Source organism: Komarekiella delphini-convector SJRDD-AB1 (assembly GCF_014831675.1).
GTDB lineage: Bacteria > Cyanobacteriota > Cyanobacteriia > Cyanobacteriales > Nostocaceae > Komarekiella.
Genome location: NZ_VJXY01000001.1, coordinates 572,261 through 588,604 on the forward strand (window position 1 = coordinate 572,261; position 16,344 = coordinate 588,604).

Below are 16,344 nucleotides of genomic sequence, written 5' to 3' on the forward strand. Positions count from 1 at the left end.
TAACGAACCTTTGAGCTTCGTGAACAAGCATAAAAACTCTACTCTTTTGCCCCCTTGCCTCCCCTGCCCCCCTGCCCCTCAAAAGTCCCCAATTCCCAGTAAAAATATCAATGGTAAAATAGGACAACTTTAATAAAAAGTCAATAACTGTCTATTTTCGTTAGAGTGAGATAACAATCAAAGTGTGAGGGTTGATACTGATGCGAGTCTTGCTAGTGTATCCGATATTTCCTAAAACCTTTTGGTCATACGAAAAAATTTTGGCATTAGTTGATCGCAAGGTTTTGTTACCACCTTTGGGTTTAGTAACAGTAGCGGCAATTTTGCCTCAAGAGTGGGAATTCAAGCTGGTTGATCGCAACATTCGCCCAGCCACAGAGGAAGAATGGGCATGGGCAGATGTAGTAATTTTCTCTGCAATGATTGTCCAAAAACAAGATTTACTTGACCAAATTACAGAAGCAAAGCGGCGTGGTAAATTAGTCGCGGTGGGTGGGCCCTATCCTACTTCTGTACCTCACGAAGTGCAAAATGTTGGCGCAGATTTTCTCATTTTGGATGAAGGGGAAATCACTTTGCCGATGTTTGTGGAGGCAATTCAAAAAGGAGAAACTTCTGGAACATTCCGCACCGCAGAAAAACCTGATGTCACATGTACACCAGTGCCCCGCTTTGATTTATTAGAATTAAATGCCTATGACATGATGTCGGTGCAGTTTTCGCGCGGGTGTCCCTTCCAGTGCGAATTTTGCGACATTATTGTTCTTTACGGTCGCAAGCCACGCACTAAAACCCCTGCACAACTTTTGGCAGAGTTAGATTATCTCTATGAATTGGGTTGGCGGCGGGGTGTGTTCATGGTGGATGATAACTTTATTGGCAACAAGCGGAATGTCAAATTGTTGCTCAAAGAGTTGAAAGTCTGGATGGCAGAACACAAGTATCCGTTCAAGTTTGACACTGAAGCTTCAATTGACCTAGCCCAAGACCCAGAATTGATGGAGTTAATGGTTGAATCTGGCTTTGCTGCGGTGTTTTTGGGAATTGAAACACCGGATGAAGACAGTTTGCAAATGACTAAGAAGTTTCAAAATACTCGCAGTTCGCTGACTGATGCAGTACAAAGCATCATTAAAGCCGGGTTGCGCCCAATGGCTGGGTTTATTATTGGGTTTGATGGCGAAAAAGCTGGTGCAGGCGATCGCATTGTCCGTTTTGCAGAACAAGCAGCAATTCCGTCTACTACTTTCGCTATGTTACAAGCATTACCCAATACCGCGCTGTGGCATCGTCTGAAAAAAGAAGGACGACTACGGGAAAACCAAGACGGCAACATCAACCAAACAACTTTGATGAACTTTGTTGCCACCCGTCCTCTTGAAGATATTGCCAGAGAATATATTGAAGCTTTTTGTGCTTTATATGACCCCATACAGTATTTGGATCGCACCTATCGTTGTTTTTTAATGATGGGTTTGCCGAGTTGGAAAGCACCAGCTAAAAAGCCAGAGTTGGTAGTTGTGAAAGCGCTGCTAATTGTGATTTGGCGACAAGGAATCAAACGCGAAACCCGCTGGAAGTTCTGGCATCATTTGTTTAGCATCCTCAAACGTAACCCTGGAGTTGTTGAACATTATCTTTCTGCTTGCGCCCACAACGAGCATTTCCTAGAGTATCGCCAAATTGTGCGCGATCAAATTGAAAGTCAGTTAGCTGAATATTTAGCACAAGGCGCAGAAAAACCGTATGTGCTTGTGAAGGAAAAAGCTGAGGAAAAAGCGGAAGCGGTAATTAGTTAAGCGTAGTAACTGGAAATAGGTAATAGTAAGAAGTTATCTATTAACAGTTACTAATTAGCAGAATATAAATAATGGCGATCGCTTTTTAAGTTGAGAAGTTAAGAGCGATCGCTTTATTTTATTTTTTGAGCATTGCTACCATTAAATGCAATTTTAAAGAATATCATCACTTGAGAAAAGTGTCTCTAAATCCCGATAACCACTGACAACACGCACAATTGCCACACCACCATCAATAAGGCGGTAAAATATCAAGTAATCTTCTACCGGGAAGCTCCGTAAACCACTTGCAAAATTATCACAACTTTGACCCATGTTGGGAAAATCAGCCAACAGCTTACATTGCTGTTTAATTCTTTCTTTGAGTTTTCTAGCCGCATCGGGATTAAAACGGTTGATATAGCTGCTAATTTCCTTCAAATCTAATCTAGCTGAAGGTGCAAAAATACACCTACTCATTATTTAGCTGCCTCTACTTGCTCAATTTCAGCCTCAGCGCGTCGGATGTCCTCTTCAATTTCTGCAAATACCTCTTCGCCATCGATTCCTTCACCACGTTCGAGTTCTTCAATCCCAACTTGGATCTTAGCTTTCAATTCTGCTAGACGCTGTTCTTGAAGGCGATCGCGTTCTTCTAGCAACCGCAATGCTTCACCAATCACCTCATTAACTGAGTGGTATCTACCACTGGTAACTCTATCCTTAACCAACTGCTCTAGTTCTGGGGTCAAAGATACATTCACAACTATTACCTCATTCCATTTACTTTATATGCTAGCCGAAAGGGATTAGAGCAAAGTTAATTCGCCGCTGTTTGAGCTTCTTGATAAATTATTTCCTGAAACTGAATCATGTCTTTTTGCGGATCAGCGTGGCTAACTTTCACTAATATCTGTTCGCCCAAGTTCACAGAACGTTTGAAAATCATTGGTAACTGCAAGCCCAAATCTTCTAACAAAATTAGTGCTAAGTTGCTATCTTCGCGCAGCCACATCAATACTGTCACACTCCAAGTTTGCTCTGGATGACGGCGCAGATATTCTAAAGCCCAATATCTATTGGTTTGCCGTTCTACCATCGTCACCTCTTGGGTGGTAGTAGTGACAGTCATCATCACTTCTTTGAGCTGTTCTGCTGAAAATGGCAGCATTTCACCGCGCAAGTGGGCTTTCAGTTGAAAATGGGTTAGTAAGTCACTGTAGCGGCGAATAGGAGAAGTCGCTTGGGTGTAAGTATCTAAGCCCAAACCAGCATGACGCAAAGGCGTAATGCTCATTTCACTCTTGGGCATGCAACGGCGCATAGCGCAAGCGCGAACAAATCCTGCTGGTAGTAGTAGTAATTCCTCTTCTGGGGGCAATTCTGGCTGCGGCTGACCGCGAAAGGGCAGAGGTATGTTGTGAGCTTGACCGTAACGGGCAGCAACTTCACCAGCAAGAATCATCATCTCTGCTACCAGTTGCCGCGATGCAGAATCATCTAAAATGTCAATGTTGATCTCGTCACCTTTGACTTTGATCATCGCCTCTGGCATATTAATGCTAATTGCGCCTTGAGCATACCGCCAAGCTCTGCGCCGCTGTGCCCAAGTGGCGATCGCTTCAATTTCTGGTTCTGCTTGCACTCCCAATTCCAGCACCTCATCGGCATCTTCATAGGTGAGGCGATAAGTCGGCTTAATCAAGCTGGTATGAATGCTGTAATCTTCTACTGCTCCAGTTTTATCTAGAACAACCCCAAAGCTGAGGGCGCAACAAACCCGTCCCTGTACTAGACTCATTGGCCCAGTTGCTAGTAACTCTGGAAACATGGGAATCATCCCAGTCGGTAAGTAAACTGTGCTACCCCGCTTTCTGGCTTCGAGATCTAAATCATCTTCTGGCGCTAACCACCGAGTGGGGTCGGCTATATGTACCCACAGCCGCTCTCGTCCATCAGGCAATAATTCCCAACTCAGACCATCGTCGATCTCAGTGGTACTTTCATCATCAATTGTGTATGCCTTCAAGTGAGTCAAATCTAGGCGATTTGCATCTAAGTCAGTCGGTGGAAAATCCAAACGCTGTTGCGCCACTTCTAATACCTTATTAGGGAACTGAATCGGAATTGAAGAACGACGCAGGAACAAGTTCTCGTAAGGACTCCACCAACCTAAGTCCACCAAAAGTTGAAAGGCTCCTGGGGGAGTTGTAGGACGTCCCAGCATGGTCATAGTTTCTAAAACTGGAGCCGGGGGAGGATAGGCACGAGCCAAAGAGTCATAATTGACCCCCATCCGCACGGTATCAGCAAGCAGGGCTGCATATTTTTCCAGTCCTTCTAAGCGCTGGAGATCGTGGCGTTGCCACTCTACTGCTTCACCTTTAAGCGCCTGCTCTACGCGAGCCAAAAATTCCTGCTGTCCCTTAGCTTTTAGAGCCTCTACTTCCATCTGGTGCTTGCGTTCTGCTACCTGAGCAGCAGTTCGCGGCTCGTAAGCCTCTGCTTTTTGTTTGAAATAAAGCTTGTCTTCTGATAACAAGCAGTGAGCGGCATAACAATAAAGCGCGTCTGATTCAGAAAAAAGCAGATTTGCCATTTGGTCTGGGGTAACTGTTTCCCCATCCTCAACAAGTAATTCCCAAGCTACTTCTAAGCTAGATGGATCTAAATAAGCTTGAGCTTGCTCCAAAAATCTGGGAATCTCTGAAGGCTTGTAGGTTTGTCCGTTAACTGTATAGGTAATTTGTCTAGGCGCGAGGCTGTGGGATTGACCACGTTCATCTACCACAAACCAGCGGGTTTTGCCGTCTGGACGATCTACGACACCCAGACGACGATCGCCTTGAACCCTAAATTCAACTAGCGTCCCCTTCTCCACAACTCTCGCGCTTTATTTAGTGAACAGTTTAAATAGTTTATAAGGTAAAAGTCGAAAGTCAAAAATTTCAAAGTCAATAGTCCAGAGTAATAATTCTTGACTCTTGACCGTGCCAATTTTAGATTTTAGATTTTGGATTTTAGATTTTTTTGGTTCATGCCCTGTCACCGAACGCGAGTGCGTCTACCCTTGGGAGAAGTTTGCCCGGAGGGAAATTAACGCCACTTACCTGGTTGTCGGGAAACCCTCTGGCGGTAGTAGCTCCTCCTTGCAACTTCTCAAATTGTGGGCGGAACAAATCCTGTTAGAGTCAATCCAAAATCCTCAAGCTTTCAATCCAAAATCGTAAATCCAAAATTGATTGACTCTTGACTTTTTTAGCCTTCCGCATTGATGAATGGCAACAAAGCCACAATCCGCGATCGCTTAATTGCTAATGTCAAATCTCGCTGTTGTTTACACGTCAGTCCGGTAATCCGGCGCGGTAATATTTTGCCTCGCTCGGTGATAAACTTACGCAACAAATCAACATCTTTGTAATCTATTGGTTCTCCTGGCTTGATTGGAGATAGGCGACGACGATAATAGCTCATCTTTACTTAATTTCCTTGTGAACGGTATGTTTGTTGCAGTGGGTACAGAACTTTTTCAGTTCTAGCCGATTAGTTGTATTGCGACGGTTCTTGGTGCTGGTATACCGTGAAACACCAGCAGAGCGCTTGTCTAGGTTAGTGCGACACTCAGTGCATTCTAGTGTCACTATTATGCGGGCGCCTTTGCTCTTAGCCATAATCTTACAAACAGTAAAGCCTGAAGAGAATTAACACAAATGACTATCTTCTCACATTACGACGCAAATTTTCAACTAATCGCTTAACTTTTATATCTAGCGAGTAGCCTCGACGCGACGAAACTATGAAAGTTCCTGTATAGCGATCGTGCAAAGCTTGCCGCATCTGGGTATCAGAGAAGGCACTAGCACAATCGATTGCCAGAGGAAGTACTAGAAGTATAGCAGTAGGATTGGCTCTAATGTTACTCAAGGCAATTGACACTAAAAGCGCACCACAACCGACGATCGCCTCACGCTTCAGCAGCGATCGCAAATCTGGAATTCTACCCACTATTTGCCCATCTTCAACTTCCAACACTTTCAAATCGAACGCCCAACGCCCTAAACTTTGTCCTTGATTGTTGTATACCAACACTACCCGCAAAACCAGCCAAGCTATGACAAAAACTAGGATCTGCACAAATTGAATACCGACATTGCTGCCTCCTAGCAAGGAACTGACTAACCAGACAACCAGGAAATCAAGCCCCAATGCCATACCTCGTCGCCCAATCTCAGCCTTGGGATAGTGTTTTTGGGTAACTCTTTCAATAGTCATATAAAATTAAGTATTTTATTTAAGGGTTGGGAAATAATCATTGCTTCTATTTTTTATATTAAAGTGATGACTGTGGTCATAGAAAAATTGATTTTTGCTTGATATAGAAAATCATTCCACATGAATATCATTGCTGAAACTGACCGTCTTATTATCCGTACTTGGAATCCCCAAGCAGACGCAGAACAAGCGTTTTATATTTATAGTGATCCCGAAGTTACGCGCTTTATCATAACTAAAGTGGATAGCGTTGAAAGTTCACAAAATTTGCTGAAAAAATGGATTACAAAGTCACAAGAATTGAACAATGGCAGTGGTTTTTGGGCAATTCTTCCTAAAGAGACTGAAGAAATTGTGGGAACGATCATCCTCATCCAACTCCGAGATGAAGATGAACAATTGACCCCAAATTACGAAATAGGGTGGCATCTCAAGAAATCTGCTTGGGGAAAAGGATATGCTACCGAAGCCGCGAAAGCGATTCTGGATTACGGATTTAAGACTTTAAAACTTCCTGTAATCTATTCAATTGCCCGTTCTGAAAACACAAACTCACTTCGCGTGATCCAGAGGTTAGGAATGACTCCAGTAGGACGTACAACCAAGTATTACAAAATGGAACTAGAAATGTTTAAGTTAGCTAACCCAATGTAGTACACGCTAAGTAATCAGAGGCGATCGCTATGCTATCAGTCAACGATGCAGAAGCAATTATTTTAAATTTAGTGCAACCGTTGGATGCTCAGCGGGATATAGAAGTTGTAGATTTATTGATAGCAGATAATCGCATTCTGGCAACACCTGTTACTAGTTCATTAGATTTTCCCCATTGGGATAATTCGGCAATGGATGGCTATGCTGTACGTTACGAAGATGTGCAGCACGCCAGCGCCGAACAGCCTGTTATTTTGGAAATTATTGAAGAGATTCCTGCGGGATATCAACCCAAGTCTACGATTCAACCGGGACAAGCGGCACGAATTTTCACAGGTGCGGTGATCCCCACAGGTGCAGATACTATAGTCATACAAGAGAGAACACGCCGGGAAGAAAACCGTGTCTTCATCCTAGCTGCACCGCAGCCGCAAGAATTTATCAGACACAAAGCATCTTTTTACCGAGCTGGAACACAATTACTATCAGCAGGAATTAGGTTAAATCCTGCGGACATTGCGGTGTTGGCAGCGGCACAGTGTCCCCAATTAAACGTTTACCGTCGTCCGCGCGTGGCGATTTTTTCTACTGGTGATGAGTTGGTAACGCCTGATCAAACGCTGCAATCTGGTCAAATTGTAGATTCTAATCAGTATGCTCTAGCTGCTTTGGTAAAGGAGAGTGGAGCGGAACCGTTACTGTTAGGAATTATTAAGGATGAGCCAAATGCCCTTCAAGAAGCGATCGCCTATGCTATCGCTAACGCCGATATAGTTATCTCTTCCGGTGGGGTTTCGGTAGGAGATTACGACTATGTTGACCAAATTCTGGAGTCACTAGGAGCAAAAATCCATATTCGTGCAGTGGGGATGAAACCAGGAAAACCCCTCACCGTCGCCACCTTCTCTACTCAAAACTCAGCACTCTATTTCGGTTTACCGGGAAACCCGGCTGCGGTTTTGGTGACTTTCTGGCGGTTTGTACAACCGGCAATTAAGAAACTTTCTGGAGTTACTGAAGGTTGGAAACCGATATTTGTGAAGGTGCGATCGCGCGATGAGTTGCGATCGGATGGTAAGCGTGAAACTTACCTTTGGGGTAAATTGTATTTAATTGATGGAGTTTACGAATTTCACAAAGCTTGTGGTAGTCACAGTTCTGGTAATTTAATTAATTTAGCTCAAACCAACGCCTTAGCTGTTTTACCTATCGGTAAAACATTAATTTCCTCAGAAGAAAAAGTCCAAGTTTTGCAGATTAGTAATTTGTAATTGTTAATATCCCTGTCGCTATAGCGGTTCTAATTTGGATACAACACACGATAGCTGTAAAAAAAGACCTCTTAGAGGTTTTACTACGCAAAGCCGTCTCTCTCCGGCTCGGAGAGGAGTAGATTTGAACTAAAGTTCAAGGCAGGGAGAAGATTTATCAAATTTACATCTTAAACTTCTTGCAAAAGTCGATTTTAGGAAAATTAAACTACAGATAAACACCGATAAATTATCGGTGTTTATCTGTGTTAATCTATGGTTTCAATAAAAAACTAGTATTTTTGCAAGATGTCTCTTAAATGTCTTAACTGTCTAGTAAAACTCTAAATTTCGATTATTTATTATAGTTATTTTTTTTTAATTCTCTCTTAACTGTCTTATCTGTCGTTGCATTTATTTATTGATAGTGAAAAAATACACACGTGATACTGAAAGGCAATTTTCGATATCACAATTATCTCAACAATTTCTATTTCCCAGGAGAAAAATAATGGGTGCAGTTGACGAAACACAGATACACATCTTAACAAAAGGACAAGACATTCAACTGTCTGATAAATCCATTCAAACCGAAAAATTTTTTAGTGAAAAGACCCTACGAGATGGGGGGAAAATTAGATTCAAAATTCGTTATAGTGCTGAACTAAGAGATTTTTGTCTACTCGAAGTTTTTCTGATGAGAGCACAGAACGGAACAATACATTCTAGTATGAACATTCCTAATGGCGTCTCGACAATTAATGTTCAAGAAATACAGCGAGAATTTAATATTTGGGAAACAGGAGATTATTACTTCGTCTTTAAGATGTCTTTTAATGTTGGAATGTTTTATATTGAGGAATATCAACTTTATTGGACACCTAAGTAATTACTTTTTGTTGCAAGCAATTAATCTTAAAATCAGCAACATCAAACTCGGTGCGATCGCTTTGCTAAGGCTATGTTAATTAGGGTGTCAATAAAACTTGATTTTACCTGAGTTAACAGTTAGCGATCGCTATTATACAATATTATTTTATATAGACTATTTTTCAGTTAATAACATCACTAAAACCCTTACTTATTCCAAATTCAGCTAAGTTAAATTAAGACTTTTTGCTACGGTCGATCCAAATGCCTCTGAGTCCAGCTGCTTTAGCACCGTTGTAGTCTTCTGTAATACTGTCACCAATATGCCATGCTGCCTCTGGGGGACAGTTATGTTTTTTTAAAGCAATGGCAAAAATTTGGGGATCAGGTTTAGCTGCACGTGCCTGAGTAGAAATAGTAACAGATATAAAAAAGTCTCTCAATCCTAAACTTTGCAATACTGAGTAAATCCGAGAATCAAAATTGGATAGTACCCCTAGTTCGATTCCTAAACGCCGCCAGTTGACCAAAGCTGCTAAAACATCAGGATAAACAAACCACGGTTGAGCAGTGCCGAAGTGAATGTAGAGTTCGCTAAAAAAAGCTGAAAAGTCAGAAAATTGCTTGAGAACACCCGCACTTTCAAAAGTGTTTAAGGCAATTATCCGCCACCAATCAAACTCGCGCTGGGGAATATCTTGCGTGTCTGCGTCTAGAAATATCGGCGGTGGCGCGGCTTTAAAACTTTTGATAAACGTTTTATTCAGTGTATCGGCTGAAACTTTAACGCCAAATTCTTCGGCTATTTGACTATAAACTTCACCTACACTACCTTTGACATCAAAGAGTGTGCCCACAGCATCTAAAAAAATAACTTTCGGTTGTTCCATAGTATTAAGTGCTAAGCGTTGAGAGGATATTTTAAAAGTATTGGGCGAATATACGCTACTACATTTTTAGAACCTGCGGAGGCAGAGAGAAGTCTGTAGCTTGCTTTCCTGCGGAACGCTACGCGAACCCGCAGGGTCAGGGTGCGTCGGCTTCCGGCGATGGGCAGTAAGACCCGCATAGTGATGGCTCCGCCAACACCAATGGTGAACAGAACTTCGGAGTTTTGTCTGTGTAGACGCCACTTCTAATCGCCAAGGCTAGTAACAAATTAGACTTTACAAACATCCTTTAAGACAACTAACGTTTATCTAACCGGGTTTGTATCATTATTAAACAGGTATTGAAAAAAAATTAAAACAAATTTAGTTCAAGATTTTTGACAATTATGATCATTACAAATTTGGGTTAAGAACAATATAGGTAAGGCTTATGCCCTACCTACAGTTCTAAAGTTCTATTTAGAAAGTGTTTCTATAATAGGACGGACTAGCCAGTTAAAACCAACTTTGAGCTGATGTTCTAAAGTTGGCAACCGATAGAGATAAGCAACACGACGGGCCACGTATGCCAAGGGGCCGTCTAGTTTCATTCCTAAACCGGTCAGGGTGGCGTTGTCTATTCCTAGTGCCATCATTTCCCCTAACTGTTGGTAGCGCAAGGGAAGTAAGGGGCGATTGGTTAAAGAAGCCCAGATATTCCAAGCGGCATAATCAGATTCTTGGAAAGCTGCTTGTGCAGTGGCGGGAACTTGCTGCCCTTCTGCATCATGACAGTCTGCTAAATCTCCCAAGGCAAAGATTTTTGGATGGTCAAGAACTTGCAGAGTGGGTGTAGTGCTGATTTGACCACGCTGATTTTGCTTTAGAGGCAAGGATTTAACTACGGGAGCAACTCGTGTTCCTACAGTCCAAATTACTAAATCTACAGGAATCGTATCTACTTGGCTTTTGTATTCTAAGGAGATGGTATTTTGGTCTATTAATTCCACTTTGGTTTCTAAATCAATAAACACACCACGCGCATCTAAAGCTTTCTTTGCTGCTTCACGGTTGAACTCTGGCGAAGTTCGCAATATTTGATCAGCGATTTCAATTATCCGAAAGCGTCCTCTTTCCCCTAATCTGTCTGCTAACTTACAGGCTAACTCTACACCACTGTAGCCAGCCCCAACAATTGCTACGCGAATTTTATCAGCATCCGATTCTTCTAAAAATCGCAGGCGTTCTTCTAGACGATAAGCATCAGAGATTGTGCGGAACGGGTAAGCATAGGACGTCGCACCGGGGACTAAATCCAATGGTGTTTCTCCACCTAACGCCAATACTAATCGGTCGTAGGGGATTTCTGGCCCATCATGTAAATATACCCTTTGCTGGTCGATGTCAATTCCAGACACAACTGCTTGATAAAAACGTATACCTGTGCCTTGTAAGAGTTCTTCAAATGGGGGGGCAATTTCCCAGGTTTGCAGTTCACCAGTCAGTAATTCGTATAGTAAAGGAGAAAATAGGAAGCGATCGCTTTGATCTACCAGAACTATTTCGGGTTTTTGCGTAGATTCCCAAGGTAACTGGCTCAAGCGCAGCGCAGTGTAGAGACCACCAAAGCCTCCACCGAGAATACAAATTCTAGGAGTTTGTTGAGTCATCGGTCGATATATGTGGAACCGTCAATTCCAGCAGGGCAACTAACTTCAGTGTAATGATTTCTTTCGGTTTATTGCCATGAGCCAACAATCTGAATGTCGTCCCTCATGCAGTTGATGTGCAGTTAATAGCTTCACCTTGACAAAGCCACATTTTTCATAGCAGCGGTTAGCACGAGTATTGCTAACGTCTGGATCGATGACAATTTTAACAGCTTGCAGTTGTTCAAAAATATATTCTATAACCGCTGAGAGCATTTTTGTGCCGATTCCCTGATTCAAATAGTTGGTTTCGCCGATGAACAAGTCAATTCCATAGACATTATTGGTTTTATCTAAAATAATATAATTGTCTGTCGGTTTCTGGTAAGTCATTAAGTGCATAGTACTGTAAATAATCCATGAGAGCGTTTCGATAGTAAAAGAGACAGGGAACAATTGGCTCATCTCCTCTAATTATAAATTTGTATGTTTTTATAATTCTTTTTAAAGGAAAAGGATTATCTCTCCCTTCATAAAATTCTAAAACTTTTTTGTCAGTTAGCCATTTTGCCATCAACTGATAATCGTACATATCATCTCACATTCGACGAAGGGCGATTTCGTTTTTCTGAAAAAGCATATATATTTAAAATTCTTTTATTGTTGGCTACTCTGCTCGGATTTTAAAACAAACTGTAAAAACAAAAGTATCTAATAACTGAAGTCATAGCTATAAATAAGCAAAAAAATATTTATGCAAAATATAAACCGCCTTTAATTTAATATTTAGGTAAAAAGTAATTAATTACGGTCAGATGTCACAACTTTATAATGCTGTTTATTATCATCTGTTTTAATGTATCAGTTGCTATCTTTATCTTGGGTGTATTAGTTTTTGACGACGCTATTCCAAGCAAAATAACGAGCAATCTCTTCACTCAAACCGTCACTTTGGGTGGTATTAAATGCTGCAACAAAAATTTGTTAGCAATTTTCAGATTAGCCCTGCGATGATATTGATGGTAATAGCTAGAATAGTCGTATTAAAAAAAAAGGATAATATGCCGTGTAGCAGAGTCAAACGTCTCATTTGACGTGATGTAGTTTGTACGTCAGAAACTTGGCTAGTCATACCAATTACAAAAGAATAATATAAAAATTCCCAATAATCTGGATAGTCGTTATTAGGGAAATCTAAACCTCTAGCTATCTCTTCATTATTACTATGATTAATATGTTTATAATAACTATGTGCATATTGCAGTGCAAACATAGTATGTACTAGTAGCCAAGAACCTAAAATTGTCATAATCGAAAGTATGACATGTAGGGTCAGTATAATTGTTGATATTTCTTTTTTATCAGTGAGTAAAAACCCAATAGCTATTACACTAGCGCAAGCCGCAGCAATCACCAGCATGAATATAGCCAAACGGCCTTCATATTCATTTTCGGCATAACGGCGGATTTTTTCTGGGTTAGCTCTGATCATCTTCCACCAAGTTATAGTTAAGAAAAAGTCAGCACTGGAGTTCCAAGCGCAGAGAATACGGGTGGCTAAGTGTAGCCAAGGCGGAAGTAATACTAACACTAATGCAGCCAAGCCAGTAGCAATGATCAATCGGGGTCGGTGGTCAAAGTTTTTAAATAAGTTCAATTTAATTGACACTTTGACAAATTATTTAAACTATAGAGCATGATTAGTAGTATAGCTTTTAAGTTAGTGATTATAGTTGAGAAAATCCTAATTTATTAAAAGTAAATATTATTAATAAGTAACGCGATCGCGCCATTTATCCAGCATCTTATTACTAATGCCTGAAACTATTTTTAAGTCTTGTAAAGATGAAAAATTTCGCTGTTGACGGGTAATAATTATTCGTTGGGCTAACTTCTCACCTATACCGGGCAGAGTTATTAATTCTTCCAAGTTTGCAGTGTTAATATTTACTTCTTTGCTTGCTGTAATTTTACTTGATAAAGGATTTTGAGTCTGAGGACACTGCTGTTGTTGTAGTTTAACTTTTTCTTGAATTGCTGTTGGTATCCCTGGTTTTGCTTTAGCATAAAGACGAGCAAACTCACGCACATAATGGGCAGATACAATGGAATTTTCAATCACCATCAGTGTCTCATCATTGCCACTATTAGCAGCATCCGACCAATTGTGAGAACCTGTAATTACTGTTTGACTATCAATGACACCAAATTTGTGATGTAGTAGATCACCTTTGGCTAATAAAGGCACACCCACAGTAGTAATTGGATTTTGCCAAGGATGATTATCAACTTCATATTTACATTTGTTACTGAGTGCAACACCCATCATATCTAGCGCTTCGCTATAAAAACGGTATGCAAATTGTGGCTCAATCAATGCGCGAATTTGCACACTTTGTTGATGACGGTTTTCTAAGATATTGGCAAGACGTTGCTCGGAAAAGACAAATAATGCCAGATCAATAGATTTAGTTGCTGAATCTAAAGTTTTGCCAATTAAACCATTGCTGCTGTTACTCCAAGGTTGAGTAGGAGAAGTAGGCGAAAACTGTACAGTAATTTGGGTTTTTCCGAAAGTGATTGTTTTAGGCGATCGCATCAGCTTTTGCAAACCAAATCGACTATCTGGCTTGCCTCCTGGCCCATCCCCCCACATGATGTTAAACTCTTCTGTAAATAAAGATGCTAATTCTGGGCTGTCAATTTGCAATAAATTATTAGCATTACCTAAACTACTGGAATTGGTGAAATCGCCAAAAGTATCACTGAGAGTAAAATTTGCCGAAGTTATAATAACAATGCGATTATCCACAATCACAAATTTGTGATGCATTAAACTGCTACCTGCTGAACCATCTGCTTGATCATCAAGCCAGGGAATTTCAGCATTGTGTAAAATTACTAATGCATCTCTTTGATTGATTTCCTCTGGAGTGAGTTGATTATCTTGATTAATATCTACAAATTGGCGAAACTCGTTATAGCGTTCTCGTTCTCTTTTATCTAATTTATTTATTTCAGTAGATGTTAAGCTACTCCAAGGTCGGCTATAACTATTTTCTAAAATTATTCTGATCTTGATCCCAGCTTTTTGTCTATCAACTAGTGCTCTAGCAATTGCAGGTAAACGTAATTCTTGAACTGCTACATCTACTGTTGATTTAGCTTGAGAAATAGCATCAACAATCTGTTTTTCTAAATTATCTCCCAGGCGGGTTTGTTGACGGTAAGGTTCTTTGTATTCTGAAGACTCGGAATGATTCAAGTAAACTTGAACTAATGGGTCTTGCGGTAAAGGTGCTGGACGCTGATTGTAGGAATGGACTCGTTGACAAGCAGCAAGGGGAAATATCAGTAAAAAGATATAAAAAGAATACCTTTGTCTAGAGAAAAACTGCACTGTAATCTGCTAAAAGTGGATTAGGGGTGAACACATTTATCATTCCCAAAATTTTGTGTTCTGAATTAAGTAGAGAAATAACTACCCATACACGCTGAAGTATCTAGATTTTGTCAGATTTGTCATTTAAATGTATGTGTTGACAAGATCAGTATCCTGCTGTCAGCGTGTGTTCCCACTAGGTATTGATTGATATGCAAATTTATCTAGATTACAGCGCCACTACTCCCACTCGCCCAGAAGCGATCGCAGCGATGCAAGTAGTCCTCACTCAACAGTGGGGTAATCCTTCCAGTTTGCATGAGTGGGGAAAAAGGGCTGCAACAGTTGTGGAACAAGCAAGAGTCCAAGTAGCTGGATTAATTAACGCCGCCAGTCCTGAATCTATCATCTTTACTTCTGGCGGCACAGAAGCAAATAATCTAGTGATTATGGGTATTGCCCGGTTGTACGCTGTTCCCCAACATCTAATTATTTCCAGCGTCGAGCATTCTGCAATTTCCGAACCAGTAAGGTTACTTGAAATGTGGGGTTGGGAAGTAACGCGCCTATGTGTGGATGCTAAAGGCAGAATCAACCCTCTGGAATTGAAGGCCGCATTGCGACGTAACACAGTCTTAGTTTCAGTAATTTACGGTCAAAGTGAAGTAGGAACAGTACAACCAATTGAGGAACTGGGGCAAATTGCCCGATCGCATGGGGTTTTGTTCCACACAGACGCAGTGCAAGCAGCGGGACGTTTGCCTATAGATGTACAACAACTCCCAGTAGACTTACTTAGTCTTTCCAGTCATAAAATATATGGGCCACAAGGTGCTGGGGCCTTGTATGTGCGTCCTGATATAGAATTAATACCCTTGCTGGGTGGCGGTGGACAAGAAATGGGATTGCGTTCTGGGACTCAAGCTGTACCAGCGATCGCTGGTTTTGGGGTAGCAGCTGAATTAGCCGCACAAGAACTATCAATCGAAACACCCCGTTTAATTAAGTTACGCGATCGCGCCTTTGCCCTATTAGCCGAAATTCCTAGTTTAATACCCACAGGCGATCTTGATCATCGTTTACCTCACCATGTCAGTGTCTATACAGAAAACGCCGATGGGGAAATCAGCGGTAAAACCTTGGTACGACAACTAAACCTTGCCGGCATTGGTATAAGTGCTGGTGCTGCTTGTCACAGTGGTAAACTTAGCCCTAGTCCAATATTGTTGGCAATGGGCTATTCAGAAAAAGCTGCTTTGGGCGGAATTCGCTTAACACTGGGGCGTGATACCACTGAAGCTGACATAGATTGGACAGCAATGGTGTTGAAGCAAGTTTTGCAAAGACTGACACCAGATTTGTCTTTAACCAAACGTTAAACAGTTATCAGTTATCAGTAAAAAGTGATGTCTTTATCCGCGTTCTTACCCTCTCCCCTATCTCCATCCTCATTAAAAATATTTGTCACCTATCCAAAGCAGAAGATGGCTAGCTATGATCAGCTAAGTGGTCTACCAGCGAATAAAGCAGGTGCATGGGGTAAAATTCACTCAACTATTGCCCAAGGGTGAAGAAGCACAGAGCATTATCTAAAAGTACACTTAACTATTTACGGGGCAA

The 16,344-nt window shown here is 41.2% G+C and carries 18 protein-coding genes; 7 read left to right on the plus strand and 11 right to left on the minus strand.

The window, feature by feature from the left end; all coding sequences use genetic code 11:
* The first annotated feature begins 200 nt into the window (after positions 1-200).
* Positions 201-1,799 (plus strand): B12-binding domain-containing radical SAM protein, encoded by a 1,599-nt coding sequence (locus FNW02_RS02435; protein ID WP_191755975.1) that lies wholly within the window; start codon positions 201-203, stop codon positions 1,797-1,799.
* A 153-nt stretch (positions 1,800-1,952) separates the two neighbouring features.
* Here the strand turns inward: FNW02_RS02435 and FNW02_RS02440 are convergent, their stop codons facing one another.
* Genes FNW02_RS02440 through FNW02_RS02450 form a run of 3 tightly spaced genes read right to left on the minus strand, consistent with a single transcriptional unit; the run spans position 1,953 to position 4,659 of the window.
* Positions 1,953-2,258 carry a type II toxin-antitoxin system RelE/ParE family toxin gene (locus tag FNW02_RS02440; RefSeq protein ID WP_191755976.1) on the minus strand — a complete coding sequence of 102 codons (306 nt, stop codon included), beginning with the start codon at positions 2,256-2,258 and terminating at the stop codon, positions 1,953-1,955.
* On the minus strand, positions 2,258-2,542 hold the full coding sequence (locus FNW02_RS02445; protein ID WP_191755977.1) for a type II toxin-antitoxin system ParD family antitoxin: 285 nt from the start codon (positions 2,540-2,542) through the stop codon (positions 2,258-2,260). The genes FNW02_RS02440 and FNW02_RS02445 overlap by 1 nt, the downstream gene beginning before the upstream one ends.
* Before the next feature lie 56 nt (positions 2,543-2,598).
* A complete protein-coding gene (locus FNW02_RS02450; protein ID WP_191755978.1) occupies positions 2,599-4,659 on the minus strand; it encodes an RNB domain-containing ribonuclease in 2,061 nt (686 codons plus the stop codon).
* Between the two features lie 109 nt (positions 4,660-4,768).
* Here FNW02_RS02450 and FNW02_RS02455 point away from each other — a divergent pair, with 109 nt between their 5' ends.
* Positions 4,769-5,008 (plus strand): hypothetical protein, encoded by a 240-nt coding sequence (locus tag FNW02_RS02455; protein ID WP_191755979.1) that lies wholly within the window; start codon positions 4,769-4,771, stop codon positions 5,006-5,008.
* A 28-nt stretch (positions 5,009-5,036) separates the two neighbouring features.
* On the opposite strand, the gene rpsR is transcribed toward FNW02_RS02455, so the two are convergent.
* The 3 genes from rpsR to FNW02_RS02470 are packed head-to-tail and all read right to left on the minus strand — an operon-like array spanning position 5,037 to position 6,050.
* On the minus strand, positions 5,037-5,252 hold the full coding sequence (gene rpsR / locus FNW02_RS02460; RefSeq protein WP_162397070.1) for a 30S ribosomal protein S18: 216 nt from the start codon (positions 5,250-5,252) through the stop codon (positions 5,037-5,039).
* A gap of 2 nt (positions 5,253-5,254) precedes the next feature.
* Positions 5,255-5,449 (minus strand): 50S ribosomal protein L33, encoded by a 195-nt coding sequence (gene rpmG, locus FNW02_RS02465; RefSeq protein WP_162397071.1) that lies wholly within the window; start codon positions 5,447-5,449, stop codon positions 5,255-5,257.
* A 43-nt stretch (positions 5,450-5,492) separates the two neighbouring features.
* Complete coding sequence (locus FNW02_RS02470) at positions 5,493-6,050, minus strand: RDD family protein (protein WP_191755980.1); 558 nt, start codon at positions 6,048-6,050, stop codon at positions 5,493-5,495.
* A 120-nt stretch (positions 6,051-6,170) separates the two neighbouring features.
* On the opposite strand from FNW02_RS02470, the gene FNW02_RS02475 reads away from it, so the two are divergent.
* The 3 genes from FNW02_RS02475 (at position 6,171) to FNW02_RS02485 (ending at position 8,843) form a co-directional block, all read left to right on the plus strand.
* Positions 6,171-6,704, plus strand: a complete 534-nt coding sequence (locus FNW02_RS02475) for a GNAT family N-acetyltransferase (RefSeq protein ID WP_191755981.1) — start codon at positions 6,171-6,173, stop codon at positions 6,702-6,704.
* A gap of 29 nt (positions 6,705-6,733) precedes the next feature.
* The gene (locus FNW02_RS02480) at positions 6,734-7,975 is read left to right on the plus strand and encodes a molybdopterin molybdotransferase MoeA (protein ID WP_191755982.1); all 1,242 of its coding nucleotides are present in this window, start codon (positions 6,734-6,736) and stop codon (positions 7,973-7,975) included.
* Positions 7,976-8,465: 490 nt separating this feature from the next.
* A complete protein-coding gene (locus tag FNW02_RS02485; RefSeq protein WP_191755983.1) occupies positions 8,466-8,843 on the plus strand; it encodes a hypothetical protein in 378 nt (125 codons plus the stop codon).
* A gap of 217 nt (positions 8,844-9,060) precedes the next feature.
* Here the strand turns inward: FNW02_RS02485 and FNW02_RS02490 are convergent, their stop codons facing one another.
* The 5 genes from FNW02_RS02490 to FNW02_RS02515 form a co-directional block, all read right to left on the minus strand.
* The gene (locus FNW02_RS02490; RefSeq protein ID WP_191755984.1) at positions 9,061-9,714 is read right to left on the minus strand and encodes an HAD-IA family hydrolase; all 654 of its coding nucleotides are present in this window, start codon (positions 9,712-9,714) and stop codon (positions 9,061-9,063) included.
* Positions 9,715-10,169: 455 nt separating this feature from the next.
* The gene (locus FNW02_RS02500) at positions 10,170-11,363 is read right to left on the minus strand and encodes an NAD(P)/FAD-dependent oxidoreductase (protein ID WP_191755986.1); all 1,194 of its coding nucleotides are present in this window, start codon (positions 11,361-11,363) and stop codon (positions 10,170-10,172) included.
* 45 nt (positions 11,364-11,408) lie between these two features.
* Entirely contained in the window at positions 11,409-11,807 is a 399-nt protein-coding gene (locus FNW02_RS02505) for a GNAT family N-acetyltransferase (RefSeq protein WP_348535351.1), read from the minus strand.
* 529 nt (positions 11,808-12,336) lie between these two features.
* Positions 12,337-12,963 carry a DUF1345 domain-containing protein gene (locus FNW02_RS02510; RefSeq protein WP_225225351.1) on the minus strand — a complete coding sequence of 209 codons (627 nt, stop codon included), beginning with the start codon at positions 12,961-12,963 and terminating at the stop codon, positions 12,337-12,339.
* A gap of 147 nt (positions 12,964-13,110) precedes the next feature.
* Positions 13,111-14,742: a phospholipase D-like domain-containing protein gene (locus FNW02_RS02515; protein WP_191755987.1), complete on the minus strand. Its 1,632-nt coding sequence runs from the start codon at positions 14,740-14,742 to the stop codon at positions 13,111-13,113.
* A gap of 194 nt (positions 14,743-14,936) precedes the next feature.
* Here FNW02_RS02515 and FNW02_RS02520 point away from each other — a divergent pair, with 194 nt between their 5' ends.
* Together FNW02_RS02520 and FNW02_RS02525 are read left to right on the plus strand one after the other, a co-directional pair.
* A complete protein-coding gene (locus tag FNW02_RS02520; protein WP_191755988.1) occupies positions 14,937-16,103 on the plus strand; it encodes a cysteine desulfurase family protein in 1,167 nt (388 codons plus the stop codon).
* Positions 16,104-16,130: 27 nt separating this feature from the next.
* Complete coding sequence (locus tag FNW02_RS02525) at positions 16,131-16,295, plus strand: hypothetical protein (protein ID WP_191755989.1); 165 nt, start codon at positions 16,131-16,133, stop codon at positions 16,293-16,295.
* Positions 16,296-16,344: the final 49 nt, after the last annotated feature.

Coding starts and splice junctions, on each gene's coding strand:
- FNW02_RS02435 (WP_191755975.1), top strand. CDS start 201: ATGCGAGTCTTGCTAGTGTATCCGATATTTCCTAAAACCTTTTGGTCA.
- FNW02_RS02440 (WP_191755976.1), bottom strand. CDS start 2,258: ATGAGTAGGTGTATTTTTGCACCTTCAGCTAGATTAGATTTGAAGGAA.
- rpsR (WP_162397070.1), bottom strand. CDS start 5,252: ATGAGCTATTATCGTCGTCGCCTATCTCCAATCAAGCCAGGAGAACCA.
- rpmG (WP_162397071.1), bottom strand. CDS start 5,449: ATGGCTAAGAGCAAAGGCGCCCGCATAATAGTGACACTAGAATGCACT.
- FNW02_RS02470 (WP_191755980.1), bottom strand. CDS start 6,050: ATGACTATTGAAAGAGTTACCCAAAAACACTATCCCAAGGCTGAGATT.
- FNW02_RS02475 (WP_191755981.1), top strand. CDS start 6,171: ATGAATATCATTGCTGAAACTGACCGTCTTATTATCCGTACTTGGAAT.
- FNW02_RS02480 (WP_191755982.1), top strand. CDS start 6,734: ATGCTATCAGTCAACGATGCAGAAGCAATTATTTTAAATTTAGTGCAA.
- FNW02_RS02485 (WP_191755983.1), top strand. CDS start 8,466: ATGGGTGCAGTTGACGAAACACAGATACACATCTTAACAAAAGGACAA.
- FNW02_RS02490 (WP_191755984.1), bottom strand. CDS start 9,714: ATGGAACAACCGAAAGTTATTTTTTTAGATGCTGTGGGCACACTCTTT.
- FNW02_RS02500 (WP_191755986.1), bottom strand. CDS start 11,363: ATGACTCAACAAACTCCTAGAATTTGTATTCTCGGTGGAGGCTTTGGT.
- FNW02_RS02505 (WP_348535351.1), bottom strand. CDS start 11,807: ATGAGCCAATTGTTCCCTGTCTCTTTTACTATCGAAACGCTCTCATGG.
- FNW02_RS02520 (WP_191755988.1), top strand. CDS start 14,937: ATGCAAATTTATCTAGATTACAGCGCCACTACTCCCACTCGCCCAGAA.
- FNW02_RS02525 (WP_191755989.1), top strand. CDS start 16,131: ATGTCTTTATCCGCGTTCTTACCCTCTCCCCTATCTCCATCCTCATTA.